Origin of the sequence: Streptomyces sp. NPDC050548 (assembly GCF_044457385.1) — a bacterium.
GTDB lineage: Bacteria > Actinomycetota > Actinomycetes > Streptomycetales > Streptomycetaceae > Streptomyces.
This window is the reverse complement of record NZ_JBITGV010000001.1, coordinates 303419-329264: the sequence shown is the minus strand read 5'-3', so window position 1 is coordinate 329264 and position 25846 is coordinate 303419. Positions and strand designations below refer to the sequence as shown.

The 25846-nt window shown below is 71.9% G+C and carries 21 protein-coding genes; 12 read left to right on the top strand and 9 right to left on the bottom strand.

The genetic code is table 11. From position 1 onward, the window contains the following. Position 1: 1 nt before the first annotated feature. Both ACIBJH_RS01480 and ACIBJH_RS01475 read right to left on the bottom strand, forming a co-directional pair. On the bottom strand, positions 2-757 hold the full coding sequence (locus ACIBJH_RS01480; RefSeq protein WP_399114826.1) for an SDR family oxidoreductase: 756 nt from the start codon (positions 755-757) through the stop codon (positions 2-4). Continuing rightward, a complete protein-coding gene (locus ACIBJH_RS01475; protein ID WP_399114825.1) occupies positions 742-2259 on the bottom strand; it encodes an FAD-dependent monooxygenase in 1518 nt (505 codons plus the stop codon). Before ACIBJH_RS01475 ends, ACIBJH_RS01480 begins: the two co-directional genes overlap by 16 nt. A 57-nt stretch (positions 2260-2316) precedes the next feature. Between ACIBJH_RS01475 and ACIBJH_RS01470 the strand changes: the two genes are divergently transcribed. The 3 genes from ACIBJH_RS01470 (at position 2317) to ACIBJH_RS01460 (ending at position 4515) form a co-directional block, all read left to right on the top strand. Next, a complete protein-coding gene (locus ACIBJH_RS01470; RefSeq protein ID WP_399114824.1) occupies positions 2317-2928 on the top strand; it encodes a TetR/AcrR family transcriptional regulator C-terminal domain-containing protein in 612 nt (203 codons plus the stop codon). Positions 2929-3103: 175 nt separating this feature from the next. After that, positions 3104-3790: a glycoside hydrolase family 11 protein gene (locus tag ACIBJH_RS01465; protein ID WP_399114823.1), complete on the top strand. Its 687-nt coding sequence runs from the start codon at positions 3104-3106 to the stop codon at positions 3788-3790. A gap of 23 nt (positions 3791-3813) precedes the next feature. After that, complete coding sequence (locus ACIBJH_RS01460; protein WP_399114822.1) at positions 3814-4515, top strand: polysaccharide deacetylase family protein; 702 nt, start codon at positions 3814-3816, stop codon at positions 4513-4515. Positions 4516-4541: 26 nt separating this feature from the next. Here ACIBJH_RS01460 and ACIBJH_RS01455 read toward each other — a convergent pair whose 3' ends face one another. Together ACIBJH_RS01455 and ACIBJH_RS01450 are read right to left on the bottom strand one after the other, a co-directional pair. Continuing rightward, on the bottom strand, positions 4542-5987 hold the full coding sequence (locus ACIBJH_RS01455; protein ID WP_399114821.1) for an NAD(P)/FAD-dependent oxidoreductase: 1446 nt from the start codon (positions 5985-5987) through the stop codon (positions 4542-4544). A 68-nt stretch (positions 5988-6055) separates the two neighbouring features. Next, a complete protein-coding gene (locus ACIBJH_RS01450; RefSeq protein ID WP_399114820.1) occupies positions 6056-6472 on the bottom strand; it encodes an SsgA family sporulation/cell division regulator in 417 nt (138 codons plus the stop codon). Positions 6473-6680: 208 nt separating this feature from the next. Between ACIBJH_RS01450 and ACIBJH_RS01445 the strand changes: the two genes are divergently transcribed. Beyond that, positions 6681-8147 (top strand): sigma-70 family RNA polymerase sigma factor, encoded by a 1467-nt coding sequence (locus tag ACIBJH_RS01445; RefSeq protein ID WP_399114819.1) that lies wholly within the window; start codon positions 6681-6683, stop codon positions 8145-8147. Here the strand turns inward: ACIBJH_RS01445 and ACIBJH_RS01440 are convergent. After that, positions 8132-9661 (bottom strand): hypothetical protein, encoded by a 1530-nt coding sequence (locus ACIBJH_RS01440; protein WP_399114818.1) that lies wholly within the window; start codon positions 9659-9661, stop codon positions 8132-8134. The genes ACIBJH_RS01445 and ACIBJH_RS01440 overlap by 16 nt on opposite strands. Before the next feature lie 113 nt (positions 9662-9774). Beyond that, positions 9775-10686 (bottom strand): LysR family transcriptional regulator, encoded by a 912-nt coding sequence (locus ACIBJH_RS01435; protein WP_399114817.1) that lies wholly within the window; start codon positions 10684-10686, stop codon positions 9775-9777. Between the two features lie 99 nt (positions 10687-10785). On the opposite strand from ACIBJH_RS01435, the gene ACIBJH_RS01430 reads away from it, so the two are divergent. Further along, positions 10786-11616 carry an oxidoreductase gene (locus ACIBJH_RS01430; RefSeq protein ID WP_399114816.1) on the top strand — a complete coding sequence of 277 codons (831 nt, stop codon included), beginning with the start codon at positions 10786-10788 and terminating at the stop codon, positions 11614-11616. 52 nt (positions 11617-11668) lie between these two features. On the opposite strand, the gene ACIBJH_RS01425 is transcribed toward ACIBJH_RS01430, so the two are convergent. Further along, positions 11669-14272, bottom strand: a complete 2604-nt coding sequence (locus ACIBJH_RS01425; RefSeq protein WP_399114815.1) for a discoidin domain-containing protein — start codon at positions 14270-14272, stop codon at positions 11669-11671. Positions 14273-14607: 335 nt separating this feature from the next. Next, positions 14608-15792, bottom strand: coding sequence for a serpin family protein (locus ACIBJH_RS01420; protein ID WP_399114814.1), 1185 nt, complete (start codon positions 15790-15792; stop codon positions 14608-14610). A gap of 127 nt (positions 15793-15919) precedes the next feature. On the opposite strand from ACIBJH_RS01420, the gene ACIBJH_RS01415 reads away from it, so the two are divergent. The 6 genes from ACIBJH_RS01415 to ACIBJH_RS01390 all read left to right on the top strand — a co-directional run bounded on the left by ACIBJH_RS01415 (position 15920) and on the right by ACIBJH_RS01390 (position 22727). Further along, positions 15920-17254 carry a DUF4190 domain-containing protein gene (locus ACIBJH_RS01415; protein WP_399114813.1) on the top strand — a complete coding sequence of 445 codons (1335 nt, stop codon included), beginning with the start codon at positions 15920-15922 and terminating at the stop codon, positions 17252-17254. Positions 17255-17401: 147 nt separating this feature from the next. Continuing rightward, on the top strand, positions 17402-18154 hold the full coding sequence (locus ACIBJH_RS01410; protein ID WP_399114812.1) for a GntR family transcriptional regulator: 753 nt from the start codon (positions 17402-17404) through the stop codon (positions 18152-18154). Between the two features lie 345 nt (positions 18155-18499). Then, positions 18500-18691, top strand: coding sequence for an SPOR domain-containing protein (locus ACIBJH_RS01405; RefSeq protein ID WP_019072018.1), 192 nt, complete (start codon positions 18500-18502; stop codon positions 18689-18691). 22 nt (positions 18692-18713) lie between these two features. After that, the gene (locus ACIBJH_RS01400; protein ID WP_399114811.1) at positions 18714-19154 is read left to right on the top strand and encodes a (deoxy)nucleoside triphosphate pyrophosphohydrolase; all 441 of its coding nucleotides are present in this window, start codon (positions 18714-18716) and stop codon (positions 19152-19154) included. Positions 19155-19379: 225 nt separating this feature from the next. After that, positions 19380-19787, top strand: coding sequence for an ATP-binding protein (locus ACIBJH_RS01395; RefSeq protein ID WP_399114810.1), 408 nt, complete (start codon positions 19380-19382; stop codon positions 19785-19787). 273 nt (positions 19788-20060) lie between these two features. Beyond that, positions 20061-22727: a SpoIIE family protein phosphatase gene (locus ACIBJH_RS01390; RefSeq protein WP_399114809.1), complete on the top strand. Its 2667-nt coding sequence runs from the start codon at positions 20061-20063 to the stop codon at positions 22725-22727. Positions 22728-22767: 40 nt separating this feature from the next. Here ACIBJH_RS01390 and ACIBJH_RS01385 read toward each other — a convergent pair whose 3' ends face one another. Then, on the bottom strand, positions 22768-24222 hold the full coding sequence (locus ACIBJH_RS01385) for a hypothetical protein (RefSeq protein WP_399115572.1): 1455 nt from the start codon (positions 24220-24222) through the stop codon (positions 22768-22770). 241 nt (positions 24223-24463) lie between these two features. Between ACIBJH_RS01385 and ACIBJH_RS01380 the strand changes: the two genes are divergently transcribed. Further along, complete coding sequence (locus tag ACIBJH_RS01380) at positions 24464-25705, top strand: hypothetical protein (protein WP_399114808.1); 1242 nt, start codon at positions 24464-24466, stop codon at positions 25703-25705. Positions 25706-25846: the final 141 nt, after the last annotated feature.

Here is a 25846-nt window from a genome sequence, read left to right as displayed (position 1 = left end):
GTCAGAATCCCCGCCGTACCCCGCCGTCCACCGACAGCATCACCCCGGTGATGTACGAAGCCGCCGGTGACAGCATGAACGCGCCCGCGCGGCCGAACTCCTCAGGGGCTCCGTAGCGGCGGAGCGGGATGGCGGACTCGTTGGCGGCGCGCTTCGCGGCGGGGTCGGGGGCGAGGCCGTCGAGGTCGCGCATGCGGTCCGTGCCGATGCGGCCGGGGAGCAGGCCGAAGACGCGGATCCCGCGGGGGCCCAGTTCGTCCGCGAGGGACTTGGCGAAGCCGGCGAGTCCGGGGCGCAGGCCGTTGGAGATGGTCATGCCGGGGGTCGGTTCGTGTGCCGTGACGGAGAGGACGAGGCCGATCGCGCCGCCCTCCCTGAGTTCCGTGGCGGCTGCGCGGGCGAGGCGTACCGCGCCGAGGAACACCGACTCGAAGGCCTCCTGCCACTGTTCGTCGGTGTTGTCGGCGACATTGCCCGCGGGCGGCCCGCCGACGCTGACGAGGATGCCGTCGAACGCGCCGAACAACTCCCGTGCGGTGGCGATCAGTTGCCGCGGTGCCCGCGGGTCGGCGTTGTCGATGCCGACCCCGGCGGCGTTCGGGCCCAGTTCGGCCGCCGCCTCGACGGCGCGCTTCTCGTCGCGGCCGGTGACGACCACCTTGGCGCCGTCGGCGATCAGTTCACGGGCGACGGCGTGGCCGAGGCCGCGCGTGCCACCGGTGACGACGTACACCCTGTCCTTCAGTCCGAGATCCATGAGTGCGGTCCCTTTCCGTGTGACTGGCGGGCGAGGGTCGTGGCGACGACCGAATCCACCTGTGCCGCCAGCTTGATGTCGTCCTGTTCCGTCCAGGCCCACGCGACATGTCCGTCGGGGCGGATCAGCGCGGCGCGTACGTCCTCCCAGGCGTCCCGGGTCCGGTCGGGCGCGCCGCCGTGCACGGTGATCCGCTGCTCGGCGCGGTCGGCGAGCGCGCCGTCGGCCGTGAGGTCCAGCAGGAGGTACGCGTCCGCCCGCAGCGCGCCGAACAGGGTGCTGTCCGTGCCGGGGAGGGCGAGATCGGGGGCGCGGGTGCCGGTCACCGGGTGGGCAGCGGGGTCGGTGCTCGGGTAGGCGACGTCGAGCGCGGTGAGGCGGCCGGCCAGTACGTCGCTGAACTCCCTTGATGCCGGGACCATTCGGCTCAGCAGGTCGCGCAGGGCGAGTCCCTCGGGCGTGAACGCGTGGAACAGGTAGGTCTGCGCGCGGCTGTGCTCCATCAGCTGCTCGCCGACCGGGTGGCGGTCGGTGTGGTAGGTGTCCAGCAGTCCGTCCGAGGCCCAGCCGTCGATGGTCGCGGCGAGTTTCCAGCCGAGGTTGAAGGCGTCCTGGAAGCCGACGTTCATCCCGACGCCGCCGGTGGGGTAGTGCTGGTGGGCGGCGTCGCCGGCGAGTACGACGCGGCCACGCCGGTAGTGGGTGGCGAGGCGGGTGGCATTGCCGTAGCGGGAGAGCCAGGACGGGTCGCGCAAGCCGAAGTCGTCGCCGGCGATGTCGACGACCTTCTGCCGCAGTTCGTCCATGGTGAGGTCGCCGGGCCACTCGGTGGTCGCGCTGTCGGGGCTGGTGCCGGCGATGCGCCAACGGTTGTCGGGCAGCGGCACGATCATCAGGCCGCCGCGCTCGGTGAAGCGGTTGAAGCCGGGTGCCGGCGGGTTGTCGAAGAGGACGTCACCGAGCCAGCCGAGGTAGCGGGAGTCCGTGCCGGGGAACTCGATGCCCGCCGCCTCGCGCACGGTGCTCCGGGTGCCGTCGCAGCCCGCGAGGTATTCGGTCCGGATCTCGTACGGCCCCTGCGGTCCTTCCACTTGGACGGTCACCGAGTCCGGGTGCTCGGTGAGGCCCGTGACGCGGTGGCCGCGCCGGATGCTCGCGCCGAGCCCGAGGGCGTACTCCTCGAAGAGCGCCTCGGTGCGGGCCTGGGGGATGAAGAGCGTGTAGGGGAAGGGGGTGTCGAGGACGGAGAAGTCGAGCCGGTTGGCGAGGTTGGCGAAGTGGCCGGTGGAGATCTTCAGGCTCTCGTCGAGGAAGCGCTGATGGATCCCGCGTGAGGCCAGTACCTCGATGCCGCGCGGGTGCACGGTGAGCGCCTTGGAGCGCTGGTCGATGTCGGTGCGCGTTTCCAGGACGGTGACGGAGATGTCGTTCAGCCGCAGTTCGGCGGCGAGCCAGAGCCCGACGGGTCCGCCTCCGGCGATGACGACCTGCTGTGTTTCCACGGGACCACCCACTTCTTGGTCGCTGACCAATGCTTGTGAGTGCAGTAAACTAGGTCGGTGACCAATAGGCAACAGGGCGACCGACTCGATCCGGCCATCGTGATTCGCGCGGGACTGGACCTCCTGGACGAGAAGGGCCTCGACGCGGTGTCCACGCGCGCGGTCGCCGACCGGCTCGGCGTGCGGATCAACACCGTGCAGTGGCATGTGAAGACCAAGGCCCGGATGCTCGACCTGATGGCGGACGCCGTACTCGGCGAGATCCCGCTGACCGACCTGCCGGCCGAACCCGCCGAACGGGCCCGCGAGTTGGCCCGGCGCTTCCGGCGCGGCCTGCTGTCCCACCGCGACGGCGCGGCCCTGGTGGTCGGCACCTACCCCGCCGAACCGGGCACCCTGGCCTTCGCGGAAGCGCTGGTGGAGGCGCTGCTCGCGTGCGGCCTGGGCGACCGCGAGGCGGCCTGGACCTCGTGGGCGGTCATCTACTTCGCCCTGGGTCTCACTCAGGAGGAACAGGCCGTCGACCACCGTCCGCTGGGCGACATCCTGGCCCGCGCGATCTCCCGGACGACCCACCCCGCACTGCACCGCGTGGCCGGGCATCTCGCGCCGGGGTCCTTCGACGAGCGGTTCGAGTTCGGGGTGGCGGCGATCCTCGCGGGGCGGTGAGGGGCGCTCGCGCCGATTCTTCGAAACATTCGCTCGAAACATTCGAGTACGGGCCCGGTCGGCTGGGTGAGCTGCTGATTGTCAGTGATCTCACCTGCCCATACGTCAGCGAATATTTCGTACCCAGCACCGAAACCATTGACAGTTGACAGGGACGTACCAACACTGTCGCGGCATGGAGAACACACCCGCACGCACGACAAAACGCTTACGGCTGTCCATCAGCGGTGCCTGCACCCTGCTGCTCGCCCTCCTCGCGGCGATGACCCTGCCCGGCACCGCCAGTGCCGCCACCGTGATCACCACGAACCAGACCGGCACCAACAACGGCTACTACTACTCGTTCTGGACCGACTCCCAGAGCACGGTCTCCATGACCCTCAACTCCGGGGGCAACTACAGCACCACCTGGAAGAACACCGGCAACTTCGTGGCGGGCAAGGGCTGGAGCACCGGCGCCCGCCGGACCGTGACGTACTCGGGCAGCTTCAACCCGTCCGGCAACGGCTACCTGTCGCTCTACGGATGGACGTCGAACCCGCTCGTCGAGTACTACATCGTCGACAACTGGGGCACCTACCGGCCCACGGGCACGTACAAGGGCACCGTCACCAGTGACGGCGGCACCTACGACATCTACAAGACCACGCGGTACAACGCCCCCTCGGTGGAGGGCACGAAGACCTTCGACCAGTACTGGAGCGTCCGGCAGACCAAGCGCACCGGCGGCACCATCACCACCGGCAACCACTTCGACGCCTGGGCCCGCGCCGGAATGCCGCTGGGCAGCTTCAGCTACTACATGATCCTCGCGACCGAGGGCTACCAGAGCAGCGGGAACTCCAACATCACGGTGGGCTGAACCGGTTCGGGAGGACACCTCGCATGAAGTCCGCACCGCACGTCTCGTCACGATCCCGGGTGGCCACGCCGGTCACCAGGCTCGCCGTCGCCGCCCTGGTCGCCGCGGGCACCCTCGCCGTCGGCGTCAACACCCCCGCGCGGGCCGCCACTTGCGGCGGCTACGTCGGGCTCACCTTCGACGACGGCCCGTCCGGCAACACCCCCGCCCTCCTCAACGCGCTGAAGCAGAACGGGCTTCGGGCCACGACGTTCAACGAGGGCCAGTACGCGGCCACTTACCCCGCACAGGTCAGAGCCGAGGTCGCCGCCGGCATGTGGGTCGGCAACCACAGCTACACCCACCCGCACCTCACCCAGCAGACCCAGGCGACGATCGACTCGGAGATCTACCGCACCCAGCAGGCCATCGCGGCCGCGGGCGGCGGCACGCCCAGACTCTTCCGCCCGCCGTACGGCGAGACCAACGCGACGGTGAAGGCCGTAGCGGCCAAGTACGGTCTGACGGAGATCATTTGGGACGTCGACTCGCAGGACTGGAACGGCGCGAGCACCGACGCGATCGTCGCCGCGGCCGGCCGCCTCACCGCCGGCCAGATCATCCTGATGCACGACTGGCCGCCCAACACGGTCGCGGCGATCCCCCGCATCGCCCAGGGCCTGACCGCCCGCGGCCTGTGCGCCGGAATGATCTCCCCGCAGACCGGCCGCGCCGTCGCTCCCTGACAGGGGCGCCAACGGGGGTACCCCGCCTATGAGTTGAGCCCGGGCAGCGTGATCCCGGCCTCCGCCAGCAACCGTCGCTCCCCGACCGTGAACGTCGGCCCGTCGAGCTGTGGCCGTAGCGGTCCGGGCAGCGCGGCCGTGATGACGCCAGGCCGGAGGAGGGCGGTGCCGGGGGACTTGAGGGTCAGGACCTCCGTCATCGCCGTCGCCACGTGGTACGAGCCTGTCGCGGTGTGGGAGAGGCGGCTGACGTAGCGCTGGAGGAGGCGGTCGGCCGGGCCGGCGTTCTTGCCTGTTGTGGTCGTGTAGTGGATGTCCTGGCCCACGGCGAGGCTCCAGGCGAGTTCGACGGGGGCGGCGATGGCCCGCTGGGCCGCGCGGGACAGGCCCCTGCCGAGGCCCAGGGAGGACAGTCGGTTGCGCAGGGCCACGGCGCCCAGGGCCGCCACCGACATGCCGTGGCCGTAGACCGGGTTGAACGCGGCGACCGAGTCGCCGAGGGCGATCAGGCCCTCGGGCCAGGACTTGAGGCGTTCGTAGTAGTGGCGGCGGTTGACCGTGCTGTGGGTCATGACGACGTCGGTCAGCGGTTCCGCGTGCGCCAGGAGGTCGGCGACGAGCGGGTGGCGGAGGGTGCGGGCGTAGTTCTCGAACTCGGCCGCGTCGCGCGAGGGTTGGCCGCCCGGGGTGCCCATCAGGCTGACGTGCCAGCGGCCGTCCTCGATCGGGACGATGCCGCCCGCGCGGCCGGGTTCGCCGCTCCGGGGGTCGGCCTGGACGCTGATCAGGGGCCAGTTCCGGGTGGAGACGGGGGCTCGGTAGATACGGCTGGCGTAGGCCATGCCGGAGTCGATGCGGGCCTCGGCCGGGGCGGGGACGCCCAGTTCGGCCAGCCAGCGCGGAGTGCGGGCCGCCTTTCCGGAGGCGTCGACGACCAGGTCCGCGGTGAGTTCGCTCTCGGTGCCGTCGGCCGCGCTCAGCCGTACCCCGGTGACCCGGCGCGAACTCCCCAGCAGGGCCGTGACCGTGGTGTGCGCACGTACATGGATGCGCGGGTCCTTCAGCACGTGCCGGCGTACGACGGAGTCGGTGAGGTCCCGGCTCGCGGCGATGAGGTAGTGGCTGTCCCGCTTCCAGCGGCGGTACCAGCCCGCGGGGGAGAAGAGCACCATGTTGGTCGTCATGGGTACGCGGTTGGCGCCCGCGGCGAGCAGTTCGGCGATCGAGCCGGGCAGCAGTTCGTCGATCGCGTCCGCTCCGCCGGACAACAGCACGTGGAAATGGGCCGCTTGGGGCACGCCCGGGCGTGACTCGGGGCCCTCCGGCAGCTCGTGCGCCTCGATGATCTCGACGCTGTCCACATGGTCCCGGACGGCGGCTGCGGCGAGCATCCCGGCGAGACTGCCTCCGACGACCACGGCACGGGTGGACGTCCGGGACAACTGGGGCAGCCGCTGCGGCGATTCACTCATGAAGGGAAGATAACAAGCCCAATTCGCCCGCCACAGAGGGCAGTTGGCCACCTGGTCCGGCTCTCGCGTCACGCGCCGTCGAGCAGCGAGGCGAGTCCTCGGTCGAGGGACGGCTCCAGGGCCTCCCGGCCCGGTTCGGTCACCCGGTAGGTGCGGCGCAGGAAGTGGTGCAGGGCGACCGTGTCGAAGCGGATCATCGCGATGCCCTCCGCCGAGTGGAACTCGACCGCCGTGTGGGCGGGGCCGTACGGCCTGATGTGCACGTTGCCCATTCCGGCGGGGGTGTCGAGACCCTCCTCAAGGAGTGCCCGCGCGAAGGTCCAGGTCACCTTCTTGCCGTCGAGCGATATCCAGGCGGGGAAGAGGAGTTGGACGGCGAAGGGGTCGCCGGAGGAGTAGCGGAGCGTGACCGTCACGGCCAACTCCTGGTCGTCGTCGGCGAGCAGGCGGGCACCGGTGGGCTGTTCCAGGGTGATGGGGCTCATGGTCGGTCTCCGATTCGGGCGGGGCGGCGGCCGTTGTGCCGACGCACCCTGCTTGATCACGCGGAGAGGCCTTTGATTACGCCATCGCGCAAAGTGATTTATGTGACCTGTGTCACCTTGGGTGACGGCTGCAACTTTAATTGAAAGTTTCGCCATCTAGGGTACGAACCCCTGTCCCCGCCCCACTGGCAACTGGAGCGTTGCTGCCATGAACGACGGCCCCACCGCCGCATACGCCCGGATCTACGAGGAGCAGCAGCCGCGCCTCGTCGCCTACGCCCGCTCGCTCACCCGTAACACCTGGGTCGCCGAAGACCTCGTCGCCGAGGCGCACTTCAGGGTGTGGCGCAGGCTGTCCGCCGGGCACGAGATCGACAACGTACCGGCGTACCTCATGACCACGGTGAAGCATCTCGCGAGCGCGGCGGGGAGCGCGGCACGCGAGACGCCGCTCGATCCGCAGGTCGGCGAACGGGTCGGCGAGCGGGTCGGTGCCGATCCCGGGCAGCTCCACGGGGACGATCCGGCCGAGCAGGTGTCTTCAACTGACCTGCTGGTGAGGGTACTTGAGCAGTTGCCGGAGCGCTGGGTGAAGGCGCTGTGGCTGGCCGAGGCGGAAGGGCTGCCGCTGGCGGCGATCGGACCCCAGCTCGGCACCAAGCAGGGGGCCACGGCCGTACTGCTGCACCGCGCGCGGGAGGGCATGCGGCAGGCGTTCCTGCGGGCGCAGACCGGTGCTCCGGACGATCCGGCGTGCCAGGTGCACTGGGCCCGGATGCCCGCGTATGTGCGCGGCGGCGCCACCGAGCGGCAGTCCGAACGGCTCCTCGGCCATGTCGACGCGTGCGACGACTGCCGGGCCCGGCTCGCGGCCCTGATGCGCGCCAACGACCGGCTGCCCGCGCTCGTGGCACCGGCCCTGCTGGTGTTCGCGCTCGGCGGCGCGGGGAAGTTCCTGCTGGCCTTCGGCGCGGGATCCGCGGGCGCGGTCACCGCGGCGAGCGCGCACGGCGGACTGCTGCACGGCGTACGGCACGCGGCGGTCGGCGCCTCCAAGACCCAGGTGGGGGCGGCGGTCGGCGCGGCCGTCGCGGGCGCCGTCGCGGTGATCGTCGTCCTCGGCGGCGGCGACTCCGCCGAGGTCCCGGTGGCGAAGGGCCCGGTGGCCGAAGTCCCGGTCACCCAGGCGCCGGTGGCATCGCAGCCGGGGGCGGGGAAGCCCACGAAGACGCCGGGCGGCGGCGGTTCGACCGTGTCGGCACCGGACGGGTCCGCGACCGCCGTACCTCCGGCCGTACTTGGCGACAGCGGACCCGGGACGGTCGCGATACCCGTGGGCGACAGCAGCCCGACACCTGCTCCTACGGCCCCGGTCGAGACGCCGACTCCCACGCCCACTCCCGAGCCCACACCGCCGGTGACTCCGGAGCCGACACCGACTCCGACGCCACCGGCTCCCACGGATCCGGAGCCGACGCCCACGGAGCCGACGCCCACGTACCCGGCTCCGAGCGATCCCGTGAAGGAGCCCCCGGAGCCCACGACCCCGTCCGAACCGTCACCCGAACCCTCCGTCGTGACCCCGACTCCCGCCGAACCCACGCCTGTTGAGACCCCGGGCGGCGGCGGCCGTCCCTGTGGCCGGATGGCCGAGGTGGATCAGCCGATCGCGTAGGCGCGGTAGACCGTCTCCGTCGACGTGCCACCGGCGGAGTCGGTCACCTGCGAGCGCAGGGCGACCGCGCCGGACGCCGGGTTGTGCACGGCGGCCTTCCAGGAGGAACCGGAGCGGGTGACGGACACGGCCTTCCAGGTCGTACCGCCGTCCGAAGACGCCCAGACCTTCAGGGACTTGACCGTCGACTTGGTGAACTTGACGTCGGGGCCCTGGGATCCGCGGCCCGCGCTGACGGTGACCGACGTGATGCTGCTCGGTTTCGCCCGGTTGCGGCTGTCGAGACCGGCCGGCAGGAAGCGGGTCATGAAGACGGGGGCGACCACCGACTTGGCCGGGTCCGCCTTGAACCGCCAGTCGAGGGTCACGCGCGAGGACAGCATGCCGGACGGGAAGGTGATGCCCGGACGGTAGCGGTGGGCGTCGACGGTCAGCCGGTAGGTGCCGGCCGAGGTGATGCGGGCGGCGAAGGCGTCGCTGGAGTTGCCCCAGTTGGTCAGGGTCTGCTTCTTGACGGTGGTGCTCCCCTTGGACAGGACCACCGTCTCTTTCGTCGGGTCGGAGCCCCAGACGCCCACGTCGGGGTCGCCGATCAGCGCGTCCGGGATGAAGTTCACGGACTTCTGCCAGACCATCGGCAGGTAGTGCATGGGCCCCCATGCGGCACGCCCGAAGGACTGGGTGAAGCTCTGCCCGGCCTTCAGCGTCCTGGTCGCCGGGAAACCGCCGCTGACGACATCGCCGTTGTTCGCGATCACGTCGCCGCGCGGCTGCCAGGTCCCGGGCGTCACATGGACCGTGGTGCTGAACGGCGCGCTGTCGTCGCGGACTTCGGAGTACAGGTCGGTCGTGCAGTCGTCGGTCTTGGGCGCGGCCTGGAGGGCGGTGTCGGTCTGGGTGCCCATCTGCGTCCCGGCGCGCACCGAGAACCGCAGCGTCGCCAGCTGCGACCGCTTGAACGAACCGCCGGGTGCGGCCGGGATACCGGTCGTCTTCTTGACCGCGACGTAACTGTCGTTGCCCGACCACTGCGCCAGGTACCCGAACTGGAGCAGCTTGGAGGAGTTGGGGATGGCGTAGAGGGCCCCCGCGTCGTTCCAGCCGCCCGCGCTGTACGCGGAGGGCATGTCCAGGTTGGCGGCACACACCTGCGCGCTGATCCGGGCCGGCCCGGTCACATCGGCCGGGGTGTCCAGCGACACCTTCACGGCCTTGCCCTTGCGGGCGTCCAGCGTCACGGACTTGGCGCCCGACACCGACACGACCGTCGCGCCGATGGTGTCGGTGCCCAGACCGTCCGTGGCGCTCTCGTAGATGTCGGTCATCGCGAGGTACTTGCCCGCGGGCAGGCTGAGCTTCTTGCCGGACTTGACGGTGCGTCGCTCACCCGACGACGCGTTGACGACGACCACCGTCGTCGCCACCTTCGCGCCGTGCCGCCCCAGCGTGGTGACGGTCAGCGAGCCCGACGCCGCCTGCGCGGAAGCGGCGGGAACGACCAGTGGCGCGAGCATGGCCACCCCGACGAAAGCGAACGGTATGCGTCTTGTACGTCCGACACGACCCGCGCCCATGACTACCCCCAAGATCCGGACTCCCCAAAGCCGACTCATAGTAGCCAGGTGCCTCACCCCCCGCTCCTGACCCCCCGGCAAGCCTCCGCGTACGCCCTCACCAGCGGCCGGCCGCCGTTCTCGCGCCGCCACGCGAGGGCGTACCGGCTCGGCGAAACGCCGTGCACCGGACGGGTGGTGACACCGCCGAGGGTGATCAGATGCGCGTTGCCCGCGGCCACCAGGCAGATGCCCAGACCGGCGACCAGCGCCTCGTACGTCTCCTCCGTGCTCGCGATCTCCGCCCCGATGCGCGGGGGACGGCCACCGCGTTCGGCGAGGGCGAGCCAGTGGTCGCGCAGCGGGCCCGCGTCGGGCGGCAGGGCGAGGAACGGCTCGTCGACGAGGTCCGCGAAGTCGACCTCGGCGCGGGCGGCCAGCGGATGCGAGTCCGGGAACGCGACCAGGCGCGGCTCCTCGGCGACCACCGTCCAGTCGTGGCGCTCCGCGTCGGGCAGCGGCAGCCAGACGAACGCCACATCCGTGACGCCGTCCGCGAGGCCCGCCGTCGGATCGTCCCAACCGACCTGGCGCAGCCGCACGTCGGCCTCCGGACACGCGGCCGTGAACCGGGAGCGGATCGCGGGCAGCAGACCGCCCCGGCCGGGGCTGGTGCTCATACCGACCACCAGGGTGCTGCGTCGGGCCGCGCTGACCTCCGCCAGCGCGGACGCGCCCTCCGCCCAGAGGGCCAACACCCGCTCGGCGTACGGCAGTAGGGCCGTCCCGGCGGCGGTGAGTGTCACGCCCTGCCGGTCGCGGCGGAACAGTTCGGCACCCAACTGCCGCTCCAGCGCCCGGATCTGCTTGCTCAGCGCGGGCTGCGACACGTAGAGCTTCTCGGCCGCGCGCGTGAAGTGCAGTTCCTCGGCGACCGCGACGAAGTAGCGCAGGTCCCGCACATGGACGTCCCTCGTCATAGCCATCGGTTATGAGCTTAGGTCTTGGACGCGTCGCAGGGGGCGGGAGCAGGCTGGTCCGCAGATGACAACACGGATCTCGAACGGATCTCAAGGGGAGACGTCATGAACAAGGTGTGGCTCGTGACCGGCGCCAGCAGCGGGTTCGGGCGGGCGATCGTCGAGGCCGCGCTCGCCGCCGGTGACGTGGTGGTCGGCGCGGCCCGGCGGACCGAGGCACTGGACGACCTGGTGGCCGCCCACCCCGACCAGTTGGAGGCGCTGCGCCTGGACGTCACCGACACGGGGGCGGCGGAGGCGGCCGTACGGGACGTGGTGGCACGGCACGGGCGGATCGACGTCCTCGTCAACAACGCCGGCCGTACCCACGTCGGGGCCTTCGAGGAGACCACCGAGCAGGAACTGCGGGACCTGTTCGACCTGCATGTCTTCGGTCCTGCCGCGCTCGCGCGCGCGGTGCTGCCGTCCATGCGGGAACGGCGCTCGGGGGCGATCGTGCAGATGAGCAGCATGGGCGGGCAGATGTCCTTCGCGGGCTTCTCGGCGTACAGCGGAACGAAGTTCGCGCTGGAGGGACTGTCCGAGGCGCTCGCCGACGAGGTCGCCGAGTTCGGCATCAAGGTCCTGATCGTCGAACCGGGCGCCTTCCGGACCGCCCTCTTCGACACCGGCCGGGCCGGGGTCAGCGCCGACAGCGGTGTGTACACCAAGGTCACCGAGACCCGCGGCTTCGTCTCCGGCGGCGACGGTGCCCAGGCCGGCGACCCCGCGAAGGCCGCGGCCCTCATCCTCGCCGCCCTCGACACCGAGGACACCCCGCTGCGCCTGCCCCTGGGCGACGACGCCGTCGAAGCCGTCCTCGGCCACCTCGACCAGGTGCGCGGCGACATCGCGGCGTGGGAGAAGCGGACGCGGGCTACGGGGTTCGACGCCTGACGGAGAGCCACCTCGGACGCCAACTGACTCTCCCCGTCAGGTCAGTTGGCCGTCACGAGCGCACATCGAGTTCGGCGAGCGCGGCGCCCTTGCCGCCGCGCACGGTGACGCGGACGTACCGGGCGGGCGTTCCGTTCGGGGTGTGCCACGCGCGCCCGTCCGTCGAGACCTCGACCGTGTACGACCCCGGGCGCTTCGTCCACGTGGGCCGGGCCGTCCCGACCCGCACCGGGCGGCCCAGGTCGGTGGTGAGGGAGGCGCGGTCGGTGGCCGGGGACCAGGTGGTCGCGGGGCTGCCGTCCACGGCGGCCTCCGGGTAGCGGCCGGACTCCGAGGAGGTCGCCGTCGCGGGGCGGCAGCGGGCCAGATCGGTGGTGGGGGTGAGGTCGGGCCGCCGGGTCTTCAGGGTGACCGTGCCGGAGAGGGTGCGGCGGCCCTCGGGGGTGTCCAGCACGAAGGGCGCCCCGGAGCGCAGCCGTACGGTCGTCGTCTTCGCGCCGATCGCGATGTCGTACGTACGACCGCGCCAGCGCAGGCCCGACAGGCGTACCCCGTCCGAGAGTTGGGGCGGGAGGCTCGGGTCGAGGTGGAGGGTGTCGGGGCGCAGGCGGAGGCCGGTCAGGCCGTGGGTGAAGATCTGGAGATAGCCGCCCTTGCCGGTGAGGAAGTCCTGCGCGGGGGAGCCGGCGAGGGGGTCGGAGGCGCCCGCCTTGTCGCCGCGCGACTCCGAGAAGAGGGCGAACGGGCCGCGGGCGAAGGGCTGGTAGGCCCGCCGGAGGTAGGTGTACGCGGCGCAGCCGGGCTCGCCGACGGCCGCCGCGTCGATCGCGTGGACGGCGTCGGTCATGGCGGGGCCGTCCGGGTCGGTGCGCTGGGCGTAGTGGTCGAGGGTGGCGGCTCCGGCACCGGCCGGCATGGGCCACTCCAGCGGGTAGATCAGCAGCACGGTGTCGGCCTGCTTGATCTGCGAGCCGTTGTAGCCGTCGTACTGGAGGAAGATCTTGCGCTTCGGGTCGTACGGGATGCGGAGGTGGTTCGCGATGGTGAGCCAGTCGGCGGGGGCGGGCCGGCCCAGGGTGTGGGCCGCTTCGGTGGCGGCGCGGAGGGCGGTGGCGGCGACGGCGTTGGTGTAGACGGCGTCGTTCACGCCGTTGCTGTACTCGTCGGGGCCTGCCACCTCCTTGATGGAGTAGGAGCCGTCGGTGTTCTTGGTGACCCGTGAAGTCCAGTACTGGGCAAGGCCGTTGAGGAGGGGCCAGCCTTCCGTGCGGAGCCAGGTGCGGTCGCCGGTGGCGAGGTAGTACTGGCGGGCGGTGAGGGCGATGTCGCCCTGGAGGTGGTTCTGGGTGAGGCAGTGCGGGGGCTGCCAGCTCTGGCACTCGTTCCAGAGCAGACCGTGGCTCGCGCTGGTCCACGGGAAGAACAGGCCCTTCACCGCGGTCTTCGCGGCGTTCTCGGCGGCGGCCGTGCGGGTGCGGTAGCGGTAGTCGAGGACCGGGCGGGCGAGGTCGGGGTGGGTGGTGAGCAGGGACGGGAACATCCAGGTCTCGGCGTCCCAGAAGACCATGCCCGCGTAGTTGTCACTGGTCAGACCGGCGGGCGCGATGCTGTTCCGGGCGCCGGGGCGCAGCGCGGACAGCAGCCCGTACTGGGCGGAACGGGCCCAGAGTTGCAGATCCGGATGGCCGGGCACCTCGATGTCCGACGACCACAGCGCCCGCCACGCGGCGCTGTGCGCGGCGAGCAGCGCGTCCCACCCGCGCCGCGCGGCCCGCCCGGCGGCGTCCTGGGCGGCGGCCCGGGGATCGCGGGAGGTGAGGGAGGTGTCGACGCCGACGTACTTGGTCGCGGTGTAGGTACGACCGGAGCGGACGGGCAGCACGGCCGTCTGACTGGCACTCAACTTCCCTTCCCGGGCCGCGTGTTGACGCCGTCCGGGCGCGTCCAGCACGGAGGCCAGCGCGCCGTCGACCCCGGTCCCGTCCGTGCGGAACGCGACGCCGATGGTGTGCGCGCCCGTCGGTCCGCCGGTCGTCTGCGTGACCCGGCGGGCGCCGCGGCCGTCGAGGCGGTCGGTGAGGGTGAGTTCGCCGTCCCAGTGCGGAGTCACGCGCAGGTGCACCGCGCCGGTGTGCTCGCTGTCGCGGGAGGTGAGGACGTCGTAGACCAGGTCGGTGCGGCGGCCGTCCTTCGTCGTCCAGGTGAGGGACGTACGGACGTAGCCGCAGCGGAGGCCGAGGGTCTGGCGGTACCCGGTGATCCGGCTGCCGCCGCCGTACGTCTCGGCGCCCGCCGTCACATCGAGGCCGGTCCAGGTCGGGAGGGCGGCGAGGGCCTCGCGGCCCGCGGTGTTCGCGGGGCCCCGGGCATAGAGGCCGGAGACGAACGCGCCGTCGTAGCGCGGGGTGTAGAGCGGCCAGCCGGTCTTCTCGCCGGACGCCGCGTAGCCCGCGCCGACGGGCGGGACCCGAGTGCCGAGATAGCCGTTGCCGACGTACGGGTGATAGGTGTCGGCCGGGTCGATCCGGGTGGCCGAGGGCGCCCAGCCGGACGCCCCGCAGTCGTCGCGGGGGCCGGGCGCGGCCGAGGCCGGGGTCAGGGGGAGGAGCAGAGCGGCGGCGAGGAGCGGGAGCAGCAGACGGGGTGGCTTGGTCACCGTTCGACGATGGGGTGCAGGGGGGGACGGGGGCGGGAAGCGCGCGGGGGATTACCACGTACGGAGCGCACCGGGCCCTGAGCCTGTCCGAGCCCTGGTACGGCTTCGGCGCCCAACTGCGCGCCCCGCAGCCTTCGCGGGGCGAGGGATGGACGCGGCCGACGCCAGGGTCAGGGGGGAGCAGCAGACGGGGTCGCTTGGTCACCGTTCGACGATGGAGTGCACGGCGGGACGGGGCGGGAAGCGCGGGGGATTACCACGTACGGAGCGCACACGCCCGGAACGCATCCGGCCCGAGCCCGCCAGGCCCCGACCTCGCCTTGCCCGAGCCCGCCCTACCTCTGGTACGGCAGTGGCTCGGTGACCCAGCCCGCTGTCAGGACGAGGCGTGACTCGCGGTGTACGGCCAGGAAGCCGAAGGGGCGGTCGAAGCGGGCCGTGACGACCGTGGTCGTGCAGCGGAGGTCGGGCCGGGCACCGCCGGGGGCGGGGGCGATCGCCGTCACCGCTCCCGCGCGGAAGCCGAGCGCGCCGAACTGTGCCACCGCCGACTGCTCGGCCTTGCCGACGGCCAGCGGGTCGGGGCTGATACCGGGGAAGTGGCCGTCGCCCGTGTCCATGGCAGTGGTGAGCCCGAACAGGCCGTGCCGGTCGAGGAGATCGTGTCGCGCGCTCATGTCGTACGCCACCGTTGTCACGGACAGCTCCGGCGGCTGCGGTGTGGGGCAACGCCGTTGCTCGATGCGCAGGCCCGGTCCCACGTCGCCGTAGGGGAGTTGGCCGCTGGGCACGACCGGGATCCGGCCAGCCAGGGCGGCCACGCCCGTGACCAGCACCTGACCCGGGGTCAACCGCTGTTCGCCGAGCAGGAGATGGACGTCGATGCCGTTGTCGCCGGGGACCTTCAGCTCGGTGACGTAGCCGTGCGGGCCGCTTGCCACACCGGCCCGGTCGAGGCGGACGCCGGTGCGGCGCAGGCCCGTCAGCCGCCGCCCCTGCCAGGGCCCGGCGTCCGGGCTGAGCATCAACTCCTCGAAGGGTCGCGCCCATTCGGTGCGCAGCGCGAGCGCGCTCGCCAGCACCATCACCACGTCCGCGTCCAGGGCGAGGGGCATCCGCTCGATCAGCCCGTCCGTCCGCTCGGCCGCCCACGCGTCCAACGCCCGCTGCCCGGCCGGGAGATCGTCGGTGAGCACTCCGTGCGTGGCCGCGGGCAGCCCGGCCCGCCACTCCTCGCGCAGCGCCAAGTCGTGCCTGGTCCACAGTCCGAGCGCGGAGCACAGACCGGGCATCGAGCCCATCGCGGCCAGCAACTCCCGTGCGGCGACGGCGGCTTGGTCGGCGGGCAGGCCCACCGCGTCCGCGAGTTCCGCCCGTGCCGCGCCCCACGCCCCGTCGGCGAGGAGGGCCAGCAGTGGCCACACCCCGGCCGCCGAGAACACCGTGCCCCCGCAGGCGGCCCCGGCCCAGCGCGCGGTGAGCGCGTTCACCGCCCGGACCGTCGTCTTCGAAACCCGCATTCCGCCCCCGGTCACCGCGTGCTTAACATGCGCGAGTCGTACGTCAGTTCCGCGTCTGAAGATCTCCGGCTCCGCAGTGAAGCCCGTCCGCCGAAGATCCCCCGCCTGAACCAGGAGCACGGTACCCGTGTCCATACCCCCGCCGCCGGACCCCGAAGGCCCCCAGGACCAGCCTCCGGGCCCGGCTCCTCTCCCCCAGGCGCCCGCCACCCCGTACAACCCGTACGCCCCGCCGCCCGAGGACGCCCCCGGGACGGCACAGCCCCAACCCCCTTACGGGGCACAGCCGCAGAGCCCGTACGCGCCGCCGCAGACCCCGTACACCCCGTACCCCCAAGGTCCCCCGTCCCCCTACACCCCCTACGGGCCCCAGCCCTACCAGACCTGGTCCCAGGGCTACAGCCCGTACAACCACCCCGCGCCCCTCAACGGCATGTCCGTCGCCGCCCTGGTGCTCGGCATCCTCTGCTGCGTCCCGGGCGTCGGACTGGTCCTCGGGCTGATCGGGCTGAACCAGACGAAGAAGCGGGGCGAGCGCGGCCGGGGCATGGCGGTGGGCGGCATCGTGCTGTCGTCGTTCGGGCTGGTGCTGTGGACGCTCGGGGTGGCCGGCGCGGCGACCGGCCTCTTCGACGACGTCGAGGCCGGCGGGAGCAACAGCGCGAGCGCCTCTCCCGGGAAGGGCCAGTGCTTCGACGCGCCCAGCGGTTCGCTGGAGGGCATGGCGTACGACTTCGACGTGGTGTCCTGCGCGGGCGAGCACGACGGCGAGGTGTTCGCCGTGGTGCGGATGAGCGGCGACTCGTACCCGGGGGACAAGAAGGTCACGGCCACCGCGGACGACAGGTGCTACGCGCTCCAGGACTCCTACGCCATGGACGGCTGGGCCGTACCCGACGACGTGGACATCTACTACGTCACCCCGACCGAGCAGAGCTGGAGCCTGGGCGACCGCGAGATCACCTGCGCGTTCGGCAACAAGGACGAGGAGGCGAGTCTGCCCGGCGGTTCGCTGCGCAACGACGCCACGACCCTCGACGCGGACCAGGTCGCGTATCTGAAGGCGGCCCACGTCCTCAACGCGGCGCTGGACTCGGCGCCCGACGCGCGGTACGTCGAGGACGACCTGCCGGGGCACAGGGCGTGGGCGGGCCGGGTCTCGACCGCACTGACCGAGCAGGCCGACCTGCTGGAAGGCCATCAGTGGCCGAGTGCCTCGGCGAAGCCGGTCGCGGACCTGGTCAAGGACCTGCGGGCGGCGCAGAAGCAGTGGGCGAAGGCGGCCGGTGCCTCCGACGCCGACGAGTTCTACGGGTACTACGACAAGGGCGCCGAACTCATCGACCCCCATCTGTCGGTCACCGCCCGCAAGGCTCTGGGGCTCGCCACGACCCCGCCGCCGTACGACGAGAGCGACAGCGGAGGGGACGGCGGGGGAGGCGATACCGGTCTGGAGGTGTGACGGCCTCTATAGCGGGGAGAAACTGCCTGGGTAAAGCCCACGCCGGGCACAAGTCATCACATCGAGTGATTCTCTGGCCCTTGCTTGCATGGCACAACCCACGGTTGCCAGGCTGTTGCTGTCTGTACAACCTGATGGGAGCGGCCAGTGACATTCGGTGAGCAGCCGGCGTATCTGCGCGTCGCGGGTGATCTCCGCAAGAAGATCGTCGACGGCCAGCTGCCCCCGCACACCCGGCTGCCCTCGCAGGCCAGAATCCGCGAGGAGTACGGCGTCTCGGACACGGTCGCCCTGGAGGCCCGCAAGGTGCTGATGGCCGAGGGGCTGGTCGAGGGACGCTCCGGCTCCGGGACCTATGTGCGCGAGCGTCCCGTGCCGCGCCGCATCGCCCGCTCCGGGTTCCGGCCGCCCGCCGGTGCGACACCGTTCCGACAGGAGCAGGCCGACGGCGAGGCGCGCGGCACCTGGGAGTCCAGCAGCGAGCAGACCGAGGCGGGCGGCGCGATCGCCGAGCGGCTCGGCCTCCAGGCCGGCGAGCGCGTCATGCGCACGAAGTACGTGTTCCGGGACGCCGGCGAGACGATGATGCTCTCCACGTCCTGGGAACCCCTCGCGGTGACCGGCCGTACGCCCGTGATGCTGCCCGAGGAGGGACCGCTCGGCGGCATGGGGGTCGTCGAGCGGATGCGGGCCATCGACGTCGTCGTGGACAACGTCACGGAGGAGGTCGGCGCCCGGCCCGGCCTCTCCGAGGAACTCCTCGCGCTGGGCGGGGTCCCCGGGCATGTGGTCCTGGTCATCCAGCGCACGTACTACGCCTCGGGGCGCGCGGTGGAGACGGCCGACGTGGTCGTCCCGGCCGACCGCTACCGGATCGCTTACCACCTTCCCGTGAAGTAGCGCGCCGAGTAGCACGTTGGGTGCATTCCAGGTGAAGTAGCGCTACTTTCCCGGCACTTGACGCCGGAACCGGTCAATCCGCCCTGCCTTGGGGGGCGTTGGATTCCGGTCTTTCTCGCAGGTCGCTCGCGGGACCTGTAGCGTGCCTCCGACCGGATGCATCGAGGTGTGCCAACGGCGCGTTCGTAGTCGTGCGCCCCCTCCGTCATGGCTGGTTGCGTACCTCTTCGTGAAAAGCCGTATTCGCTGCGTGAAGGTTAGGCGTAGGCTCCGGCATATGCGGATTGCGGTTTCCTTATGGGGTGGGGCACGGCACGAACCGCGAGCGGGAAGCGGAGGGGCGCGATGAACGACGGCACGATCACTCTTCCCTGGCTCGTGATACGGCAGGACGACAACGGCAATCGCTACCGCGTGGGCAGGTACGCGACCCGCGCCGAGGCCCAGAAGATCGCGGACAGCCTCGACGACCGCAAGCACAAGCAGCTCTACTGGGTCGAGCGGATCGGGCAGAACGGGGACGCCACCCGCAACTGACGCACCCCGTAGGCTCCGGCGCATGACGACACGGATCGTGGTGGTCGGAGCCGCCCTGTTCGACGACGACCTCGACGGCGGCGGTGCCGGCCGCGGCCGCCCGCTGCTCGCCGCCCGCCGCAGCGCACCCCCTGAACTGGCCGGCCGCTGGGAACTCCCCGGCGGCAAGGTGGAGCCCGGCGAGCGCCCCGACGCCGCGCTGGTCCGCGAACTCCACGAGGAACTCGGCGTCGACGCCGAGACCGTCGCCCGCGTCCCGGGGGAGTGGCCGCTGAGGCCGCCGTACGTCCTCCAGGTCTGGACGGCCCGGCTGCTCCCCGGTTCACCCCGCCCGCGCCCCCTGCAGGACCACGACGAGCTGCGCTGGCTCGCCCCCGCGGACATCTGGACCGTCGACTGGCTCGACCAGGACGTGCCCGCCGTACGGGAGACGCTCGCGCTCCTCGACGCCGGGGCGCGCTGAACCCGTCGTAGGCAGGGGCGAGCCGGGCGTGCCGAACTCGCCGTAGTTCGTGGCGGACGGGCGCGCCGGATGCACATGGGGGGCGGGAGGGCGGAGTGCGCCGGGTGTGGTGTACGCCGTTCGTGCCACAGTGCGCCCTCCGGGGCGGTACCGGGCTCTTGATGTCGGGTATGTGCCCATTAACCCCATGAAATCGGACATGGGTGTGCTGGGCCGACCCGGGATGTGATCGGCTTGATCGACACCGAAGGCGACCGCGCCGAGTGGACCTTTCCCGCCGACCCCGGAGCCGTCCGCACCGCGCGCTCGGCCGTCCGCGGTCAACTGCGCGACTGGGACCTCGGCGCCCTCGACGACATCGCGACGCTGCTGGTCAGCGAGCTGGTGACCAACGCGCTGCGGCACGCCACGGGCCCCATCGGCGTCCGCCTGGTGCGCCCCGCCCGCCCGGGCGGCGTCCTGCTCGTCGAGGTCTCCGACCCGCTCCCCGACCCGCCCCGCGAGCGGGTCGCCCACCCCGAGGACGAGAGCGGACGCGGCCTCCAGCTGGTCGCCGACGCCTGCGTCCGCTGGGGCACCCGGCCCGGGGAGGCGGGCAAGACGGTGTGGTTCGAACTCGCGGTGCCGGAATGAACCCGGGCCGGCGCGCGGGCGCACGCTCCTGTACGAACCGGACAGCGGTGTCCATCGATTGGTCAAGGCCTGTGGCGGTTGTCGATCGGCGTGGTTCGACTGCGTGTCCGCTGGTTAGAAGACTGGGAGTGTTGTCGCGGGACGGTCCGAAATGCATCGGGATTGTCCTGTGATCGTGAACACCGTGTTGTGGGGCGCCGTAGTGCTGGATACTGCGGGCAGCCGCCCCCGGTGACCGGTGCCGGACGCGGTGAGCTGGAGGGGACGGTTCGCGTGAGCGAGATACCAGCGAAGGCCACGGAGTCCGAGGACCCGTCGGGCGGCGCGAGGGCTGATGCCGTGGGCTTCGCCGACGTGCCCTCCGTCGACGCCATGTCCGTCGGCGACGCCATGTGGCAGAGCAGCCCACCCGGCTCGATCTACGACTACATCAAGGTCGCCTCCTTCTCCATCGGCCCCGACGGGCTGGTCGACCAGTGGAGCCTGCGGGCCGAGCAGCTCTTCGGGATCTCCACGGAGCACGCGGTCGGCATGGACCCCATCGAGGCGTTCGTCGACCCCGAGCTGCGAGAGCACGGCCAGCGGAAGATGGCCGAGATCCTCGACGGCCGGGAGTGGACCGGAGTGGTGCCCTTCCGGGTGCCGGAGACCGAGGCGGGCGATCCGGGCAAGGAGGGCCTCGCCGAGGTCTATGTGATGCCGACCCGGACCGAGGAGGGCGAGCGGGCCGCCGTCTGCATCGTCGTCGACGTCCGGATCCTGCGCCGTATCGAGACCGATCTCGCCGCCTCGCAGTCGATATTCGGTCAATCTCCGTTCGGTTTCCTGCTGATCGACCCCGACCTGCGGGTCCGGCGCGCCAACCAGCAGATCGCCAACACCTTCGGCGGTACCCCTGACGACCACCGGGGCAACAGCGTCCAGGACTATCTGCAGAGCCCCGAGGCCGAGCGGGTCACCGCGACCCTGCGCCGGGTCCTGGAGACCGGCAACTCGATAACGGACATGCATGTCACCGGATTCGTGCCCGGCTCCGAGGAGCGCCGGCACTGGTCCATCAACCTCTACCGCGTGCACAGCGGCAGCGGGCGCCCCATCGGCATCGCCTGGCTCGGCACCGACGTCACCGCCCGCCGCGCCGCCGCCCGCGAGGCCGCCTCCGCGCGGCGCAATCTCGCCCTTCTGAACGAGGTCGGCGCCCGCATCGGGAACTCCCTCGACCTGGAGACCACCGCCCGCGAACTCCTCGACATCGTCGTCCCCGGCTTCTGCGACCTGGCGACCGTCGACCTCTACCAGGGCCTCCTGGCCGGCGACGAGACCCCGCCCGGCCGGGCCGACGGCAGCGCGGAAGTGCGCCGGGTGGCCTTCGCCAGCGCGGTCTCCGACGCCCCCTTCGTCGGCGGCGGCGCACCCGTCGCCGTCAACGCGGTCCACCACTACCCCTTCAACTCGCCCTGCGCGGACGCCCTGCGCACCGCCCGCCCGCAGTACGTGCCCGCCGAGGAGGGCGGCCCCGTCCAGTCCACGCTGGCCGTGCCGATGGTCGCCCACGACACCGTCGTAGGACTCGTGCAGTTCGCCCGTACGAAGGGCAGCGAGCCGTTCGGCGACCGGGACCGGGACCTCGCGGTGGAGATGGCGGCACGGGCCGCCGTCTGCATCGACAACGCCCGCCTCTACCGGCGCGAGCACGAACGGGCGTTGATACTGCAACGCTCGCTCCTCCCGCCCGGCGACCCGGAGGCCTCAGGGCTCGACATCGCGTGCCGATACCTCCCCGGGAACGCGGCGACGGAGGTCGGCGGCGACTGGTTCGACGTCATCGAACTCCCCGGCCACCGCACGGCGTTGGTGGTGGGAGACGTGATGGGCCGCGGTCTGCGCGCGGCGGTCGCGATGGGCGAACTGCGCACGGCGGTACGGACGTTGGCGCTGCTGGACCTCGAACCGGCGGAGGTGTTGTCGGCCCTGGACGAGATCGCGCGCGGACTCGGCACCCCCGGCGGCGTCCAGCAGGCCACCCGCGCCGCCCGCCGCCCCCGCGAGGCCGACCTCTCCGAGGTGTACCTCGCGACCTGCATCTACGCGGTCTACGACTCGGTGACCAGGCGCTGCACCTTCGCCAACGCGGGCCATCTCCCGCCGGTCCTGGTCGAACCCGGCGAGGCGGCGCTGATGCTCGACGTGCCGCCCGGCATGCCGCTCGGCGTCGGCGGCGAGCCCTTCGAGGAGGTGGAGGTCGAACTGCCCGAAGGCGCACTGCTGGCGCTCTACACGGATGGACTGGTCGAATCCCGCGACCACCCCCTCGACGAGGGCCTCCAGGCCTTCGTGGGCGCCCTGACCGACCCCAACCGCCCCTCGGACGACGGACCTCCGTCGACGGCGGCGGCACTGAACGCCGAGACCCACCGTGACCTGGAGGACGTCTGCGACCACGTCCTCAGCACCCTCGACACCCACCACGGCGAGGACGACATCGCGCTGCTGATGGCACGTGTCCAGGGGCTGCCCGAGGACTCCGTCGGCGACTGGACGCTGCCGCGCGAGCCGCGCAGCGTGGGCCGCGCCCGCGAGTACGCGCGCGCCCGACTCCAGTCCTGGGACCTCGAACCCCTCATCGACACAACGGAGTTGCTGGTCAGCGAACTCGTCACGAACGCGCTCCGCTACGGCGAGGGCGAGATCAGGCTACGGCTCCTCCTGGACCGCACCCTGGTCTGCGAGGTCTGGGACGCGGGCCTGGTCCAGCCACGCCGCCGCCGCGCCCGAGACACGGACGAGGGCGGCCGGGGGCTCCAGTTGGTCGGTCTCCTGTCGGCGGCCTGGGGCTCACGCCGGACGCCACGCGGCAAGACGGTGTGGTTCGAACTGCCGCTCCCGGACGGGGAGACCGGGATGGTGGATCCGGCGGAGGCGTTGCTCAGTCTGTTCTGACGGCTCCGGATTCTGAGGGAGTCGGGGGCGGGGGGCGGGTCTACCCCGGGTCGGGTTCCCCGCGCTTACGGGTGTCCGGGCCGCCGAAGGCAGGCGGTGGGCCGCCGTCCGGGTGCTCGCCGAGCAGGACTCCGCCGAGGACTGTTCCGGCCGTGTGTTCGGCGGTGCCGGAGTACGGGTTGCCGTGCACACGGACGTCTTGCTCGGCCGACTCCCGTGCCGCCAGCGCGGGTTCGTGGGACGCGGCCGGGTCCGTGTCCAGGAGTCGTTCCGCTTCCGCCAGGAGGGTTCGTGCGCCGGGGCCGACCGCACCCCGGTGCGTTGCCACGAAGCCGTCCGCCGCGCGGACGTCACCACGGCCGACGAGCCACGCGGCGGTGCCGAGCACACCGTCCTGCCCGGCGCCGAGCGGCGACACGGCCCGCACGATGCTCCGCAGCGCGGCGAGGGGGTCGTACGGACGGCCGCCGGTCAGTTCCTCCCGTACGGCGGCGAGGGTGGCGTCGATGTCATGGGTCGGCCCGGTGCTCCTGGCCCTTTCCGCCTCCGCGCCGGTGAGCGCGGCCGGGAGCAGGTCGGCGGCTCCGGCGAGGGAGTCGGCGAGCTGATCCACGCCGGTCAGGAGGGTGTCGGCCTGACCGATCGCGCCCTCGGCGGCGCGCAGATCCCGCACCGCCTGCTCCGTCCGCTCCAAGTCGGCTGCCTGGCGGGCCCGGTTGAGATGAGTCGTGGCGAACACCAGCCGGTCCTTGGCCTGTTCGACGTATCCGGTGACAGCGTCGGTGGCTGACGCCGGGTAGCGGGTGTGCAGGTCGGCGAGTGCGGTCTCTACGGCTCCGGTACGACCGGTCAGTTCACGGAACCGTGTCTCCGCGACCTCCAGCGCCCCGCTCATCTCCCGCTCCAGCGCCCGGAGTTGATCGAACCCCGGGGCCGCGGCATCCAGTCGCCGCCCGGCCTCGGCGCAGCGCCCGACGATGCCGGCGAGGGCCTGGCGGCGAGCCGCCTCCTCCTCACCGCCCTCCGGGACCCCTTGGCCGTAGCGCAGGTGTATCGCGAAGGCGGCGGCGAGTTCGCGCTCGGCCTCCCGCAGGGTCCGGTGGAACGGTTCGGCGGCTGCCCGCCCGAACCGGGCCTCGGCGAAGGAGAGTTCGGCCCGGCTGGTGCGTACGCAGTCGTCGGCCTGGACGAGGGCGGCACCGGCCTGGCGTTCCAGCACGGGCAGTGGGGTCACGGGGGGCCGGGACGACACCGCGGGCGGTACTACGGGTGGTCCTACGGGTGTCACCACTCCGGGAGTCGTACGGGTACGGGCCCTACGGGTGCGCCGTACATACCCGTACCCCGCGAGTATCCCCACCCCGCCGACGGCGACGAGCGGCAGGACGAGGTCGGCGGCGGACGTCCCGTCGGCCGCTTGCGTGGACGCGGTGTCCTGCTCCGCGACGGGCCCGGCCCGGGTGGCCGCAACCGGAACCTCCGCATTGATCGTCATCACCGGCAACACCAGCCACACGACCCCGGCCGCCCCGCCCAGCACGGCGTGCGCCACCCGCACGGATATGTGAGAGGCCGCGCGTCGCGGCCGGCCGCGTATCAAGGATGACGTCACATTTCGGAGCGTATGAGCAGGAATACGCAAGCGCGACCGGGATGCGCCCGGGGTGGGACGGGGGACAGCGCCAGGGGCGAGTGAGGCGGGAGGTGTTTCGCTACGGGGAGGGGAGACGCGGGGGATGACACAGACGGAGGGCATGGACGTGGGCACGGGGGCGGACGCGGACGCAGAGGGGAGTCTTGAGGGGGAGGGGGAGCAGGAAGCCCAGGCCGGGGCGCCGACTGGAGTGCAGGCCGGGGCGCCGACCGGAGTGCAGGCCGGGGAGACGGACACGGGCGAGGGCGCGGAAACTGCGCAGGCCGCCGCACCCGTCGAAGCCGCCACGCCCACCAAGCGCACCCGTCCCCCACGGAAGTGGGTCCGTCGGACCCGTCGCACCGCCCTAGCGCTCGTTCTCCTCCTGCTTCTTCCCGCCCTCGCCGCCGAGATCGCCCTCCGCGTGAACTACAGCGGTGACCCCGTAGCCGGCACCCGCACCAGGAACCAGGACGCGATCTGGCTCGGCCACGCCTGGGTGGACGGGCGGAAGAGCGACGCGGATGTCGCCGCGCTGGCCCGTCGGCTGAAAGGCACCGGTATCCGTGACCTGTACGTCCATTCGGGGCCCCTGGAGCATGACGGCACCCTCCCTGAGGCGGACTACCCAAGAGCTACCTGGCTGATCGAGTCGGTCCACCGTGCGCTTCCCGGGGTCCGGGTCCAGGCCTGGCTGGGGGACAAGCTCGCCACCGAGAGTCCGGACGGTCTGCGGCTGGAGCGCGCGAAGACCCGTACCGCGATCGTCGCCTCCACCCGCCAGATCCTCGCCGCCGGCTTCGAGGGTGCCCACTTCGACCTGGAGCCCCTGCACTCCGGCGACCGCGACTACCTCGACCTGCTCGACCGGCTGCACGACGTCACCGAGTCCCGGAACGCCCAACTCTCCGTCGCCGCCCACCAGATCGACCCGCTCCCCGCCTTCCACTCCTTCTGGGGCACCCTCACCGACCACCCCAAGTGGTGGTCGCAGGCGTACTTCGGCCAGGTCGCCCGCCGCGTCGACCAGATCGCCGTCATGTCGTACGACACGATGCAGCCCCTGCAGAGTCTCTACGGCGGGTATGTCGCCCAGCAGACCTCGCTCGCCCTGGAGGTCACCCCGGACTCCACCGACCTCCTCATGGGCCTGCCCTTCTACCACGAGAACCGGTTCGGTCACCGGGGCGCCGCAGAGACCGTCCCCGCCGCCGTCCGGGGCGTACGGCTCGGCCTGTCCCGTACGGACGCGGACCGCGCGAACTTCGGTGTCGCCCTGTACGTGGACTTCGCGGCGACGGAGGCGGACTGGACGGCGTACCGGGAGGGTTGGGTGAGGCGCTGAGCCCACGCCCAACTCTCCTGCGTAATAACGGACATGACGGGGGATCAGCGGCGCCGCACTCGGCCGGCTGCCAGAGCCGTCCTTGGGAACGCAGGGCGTAGTGCGTGCGGGCCTTGACGGTGCCCGGGGGATGTCGAGCAG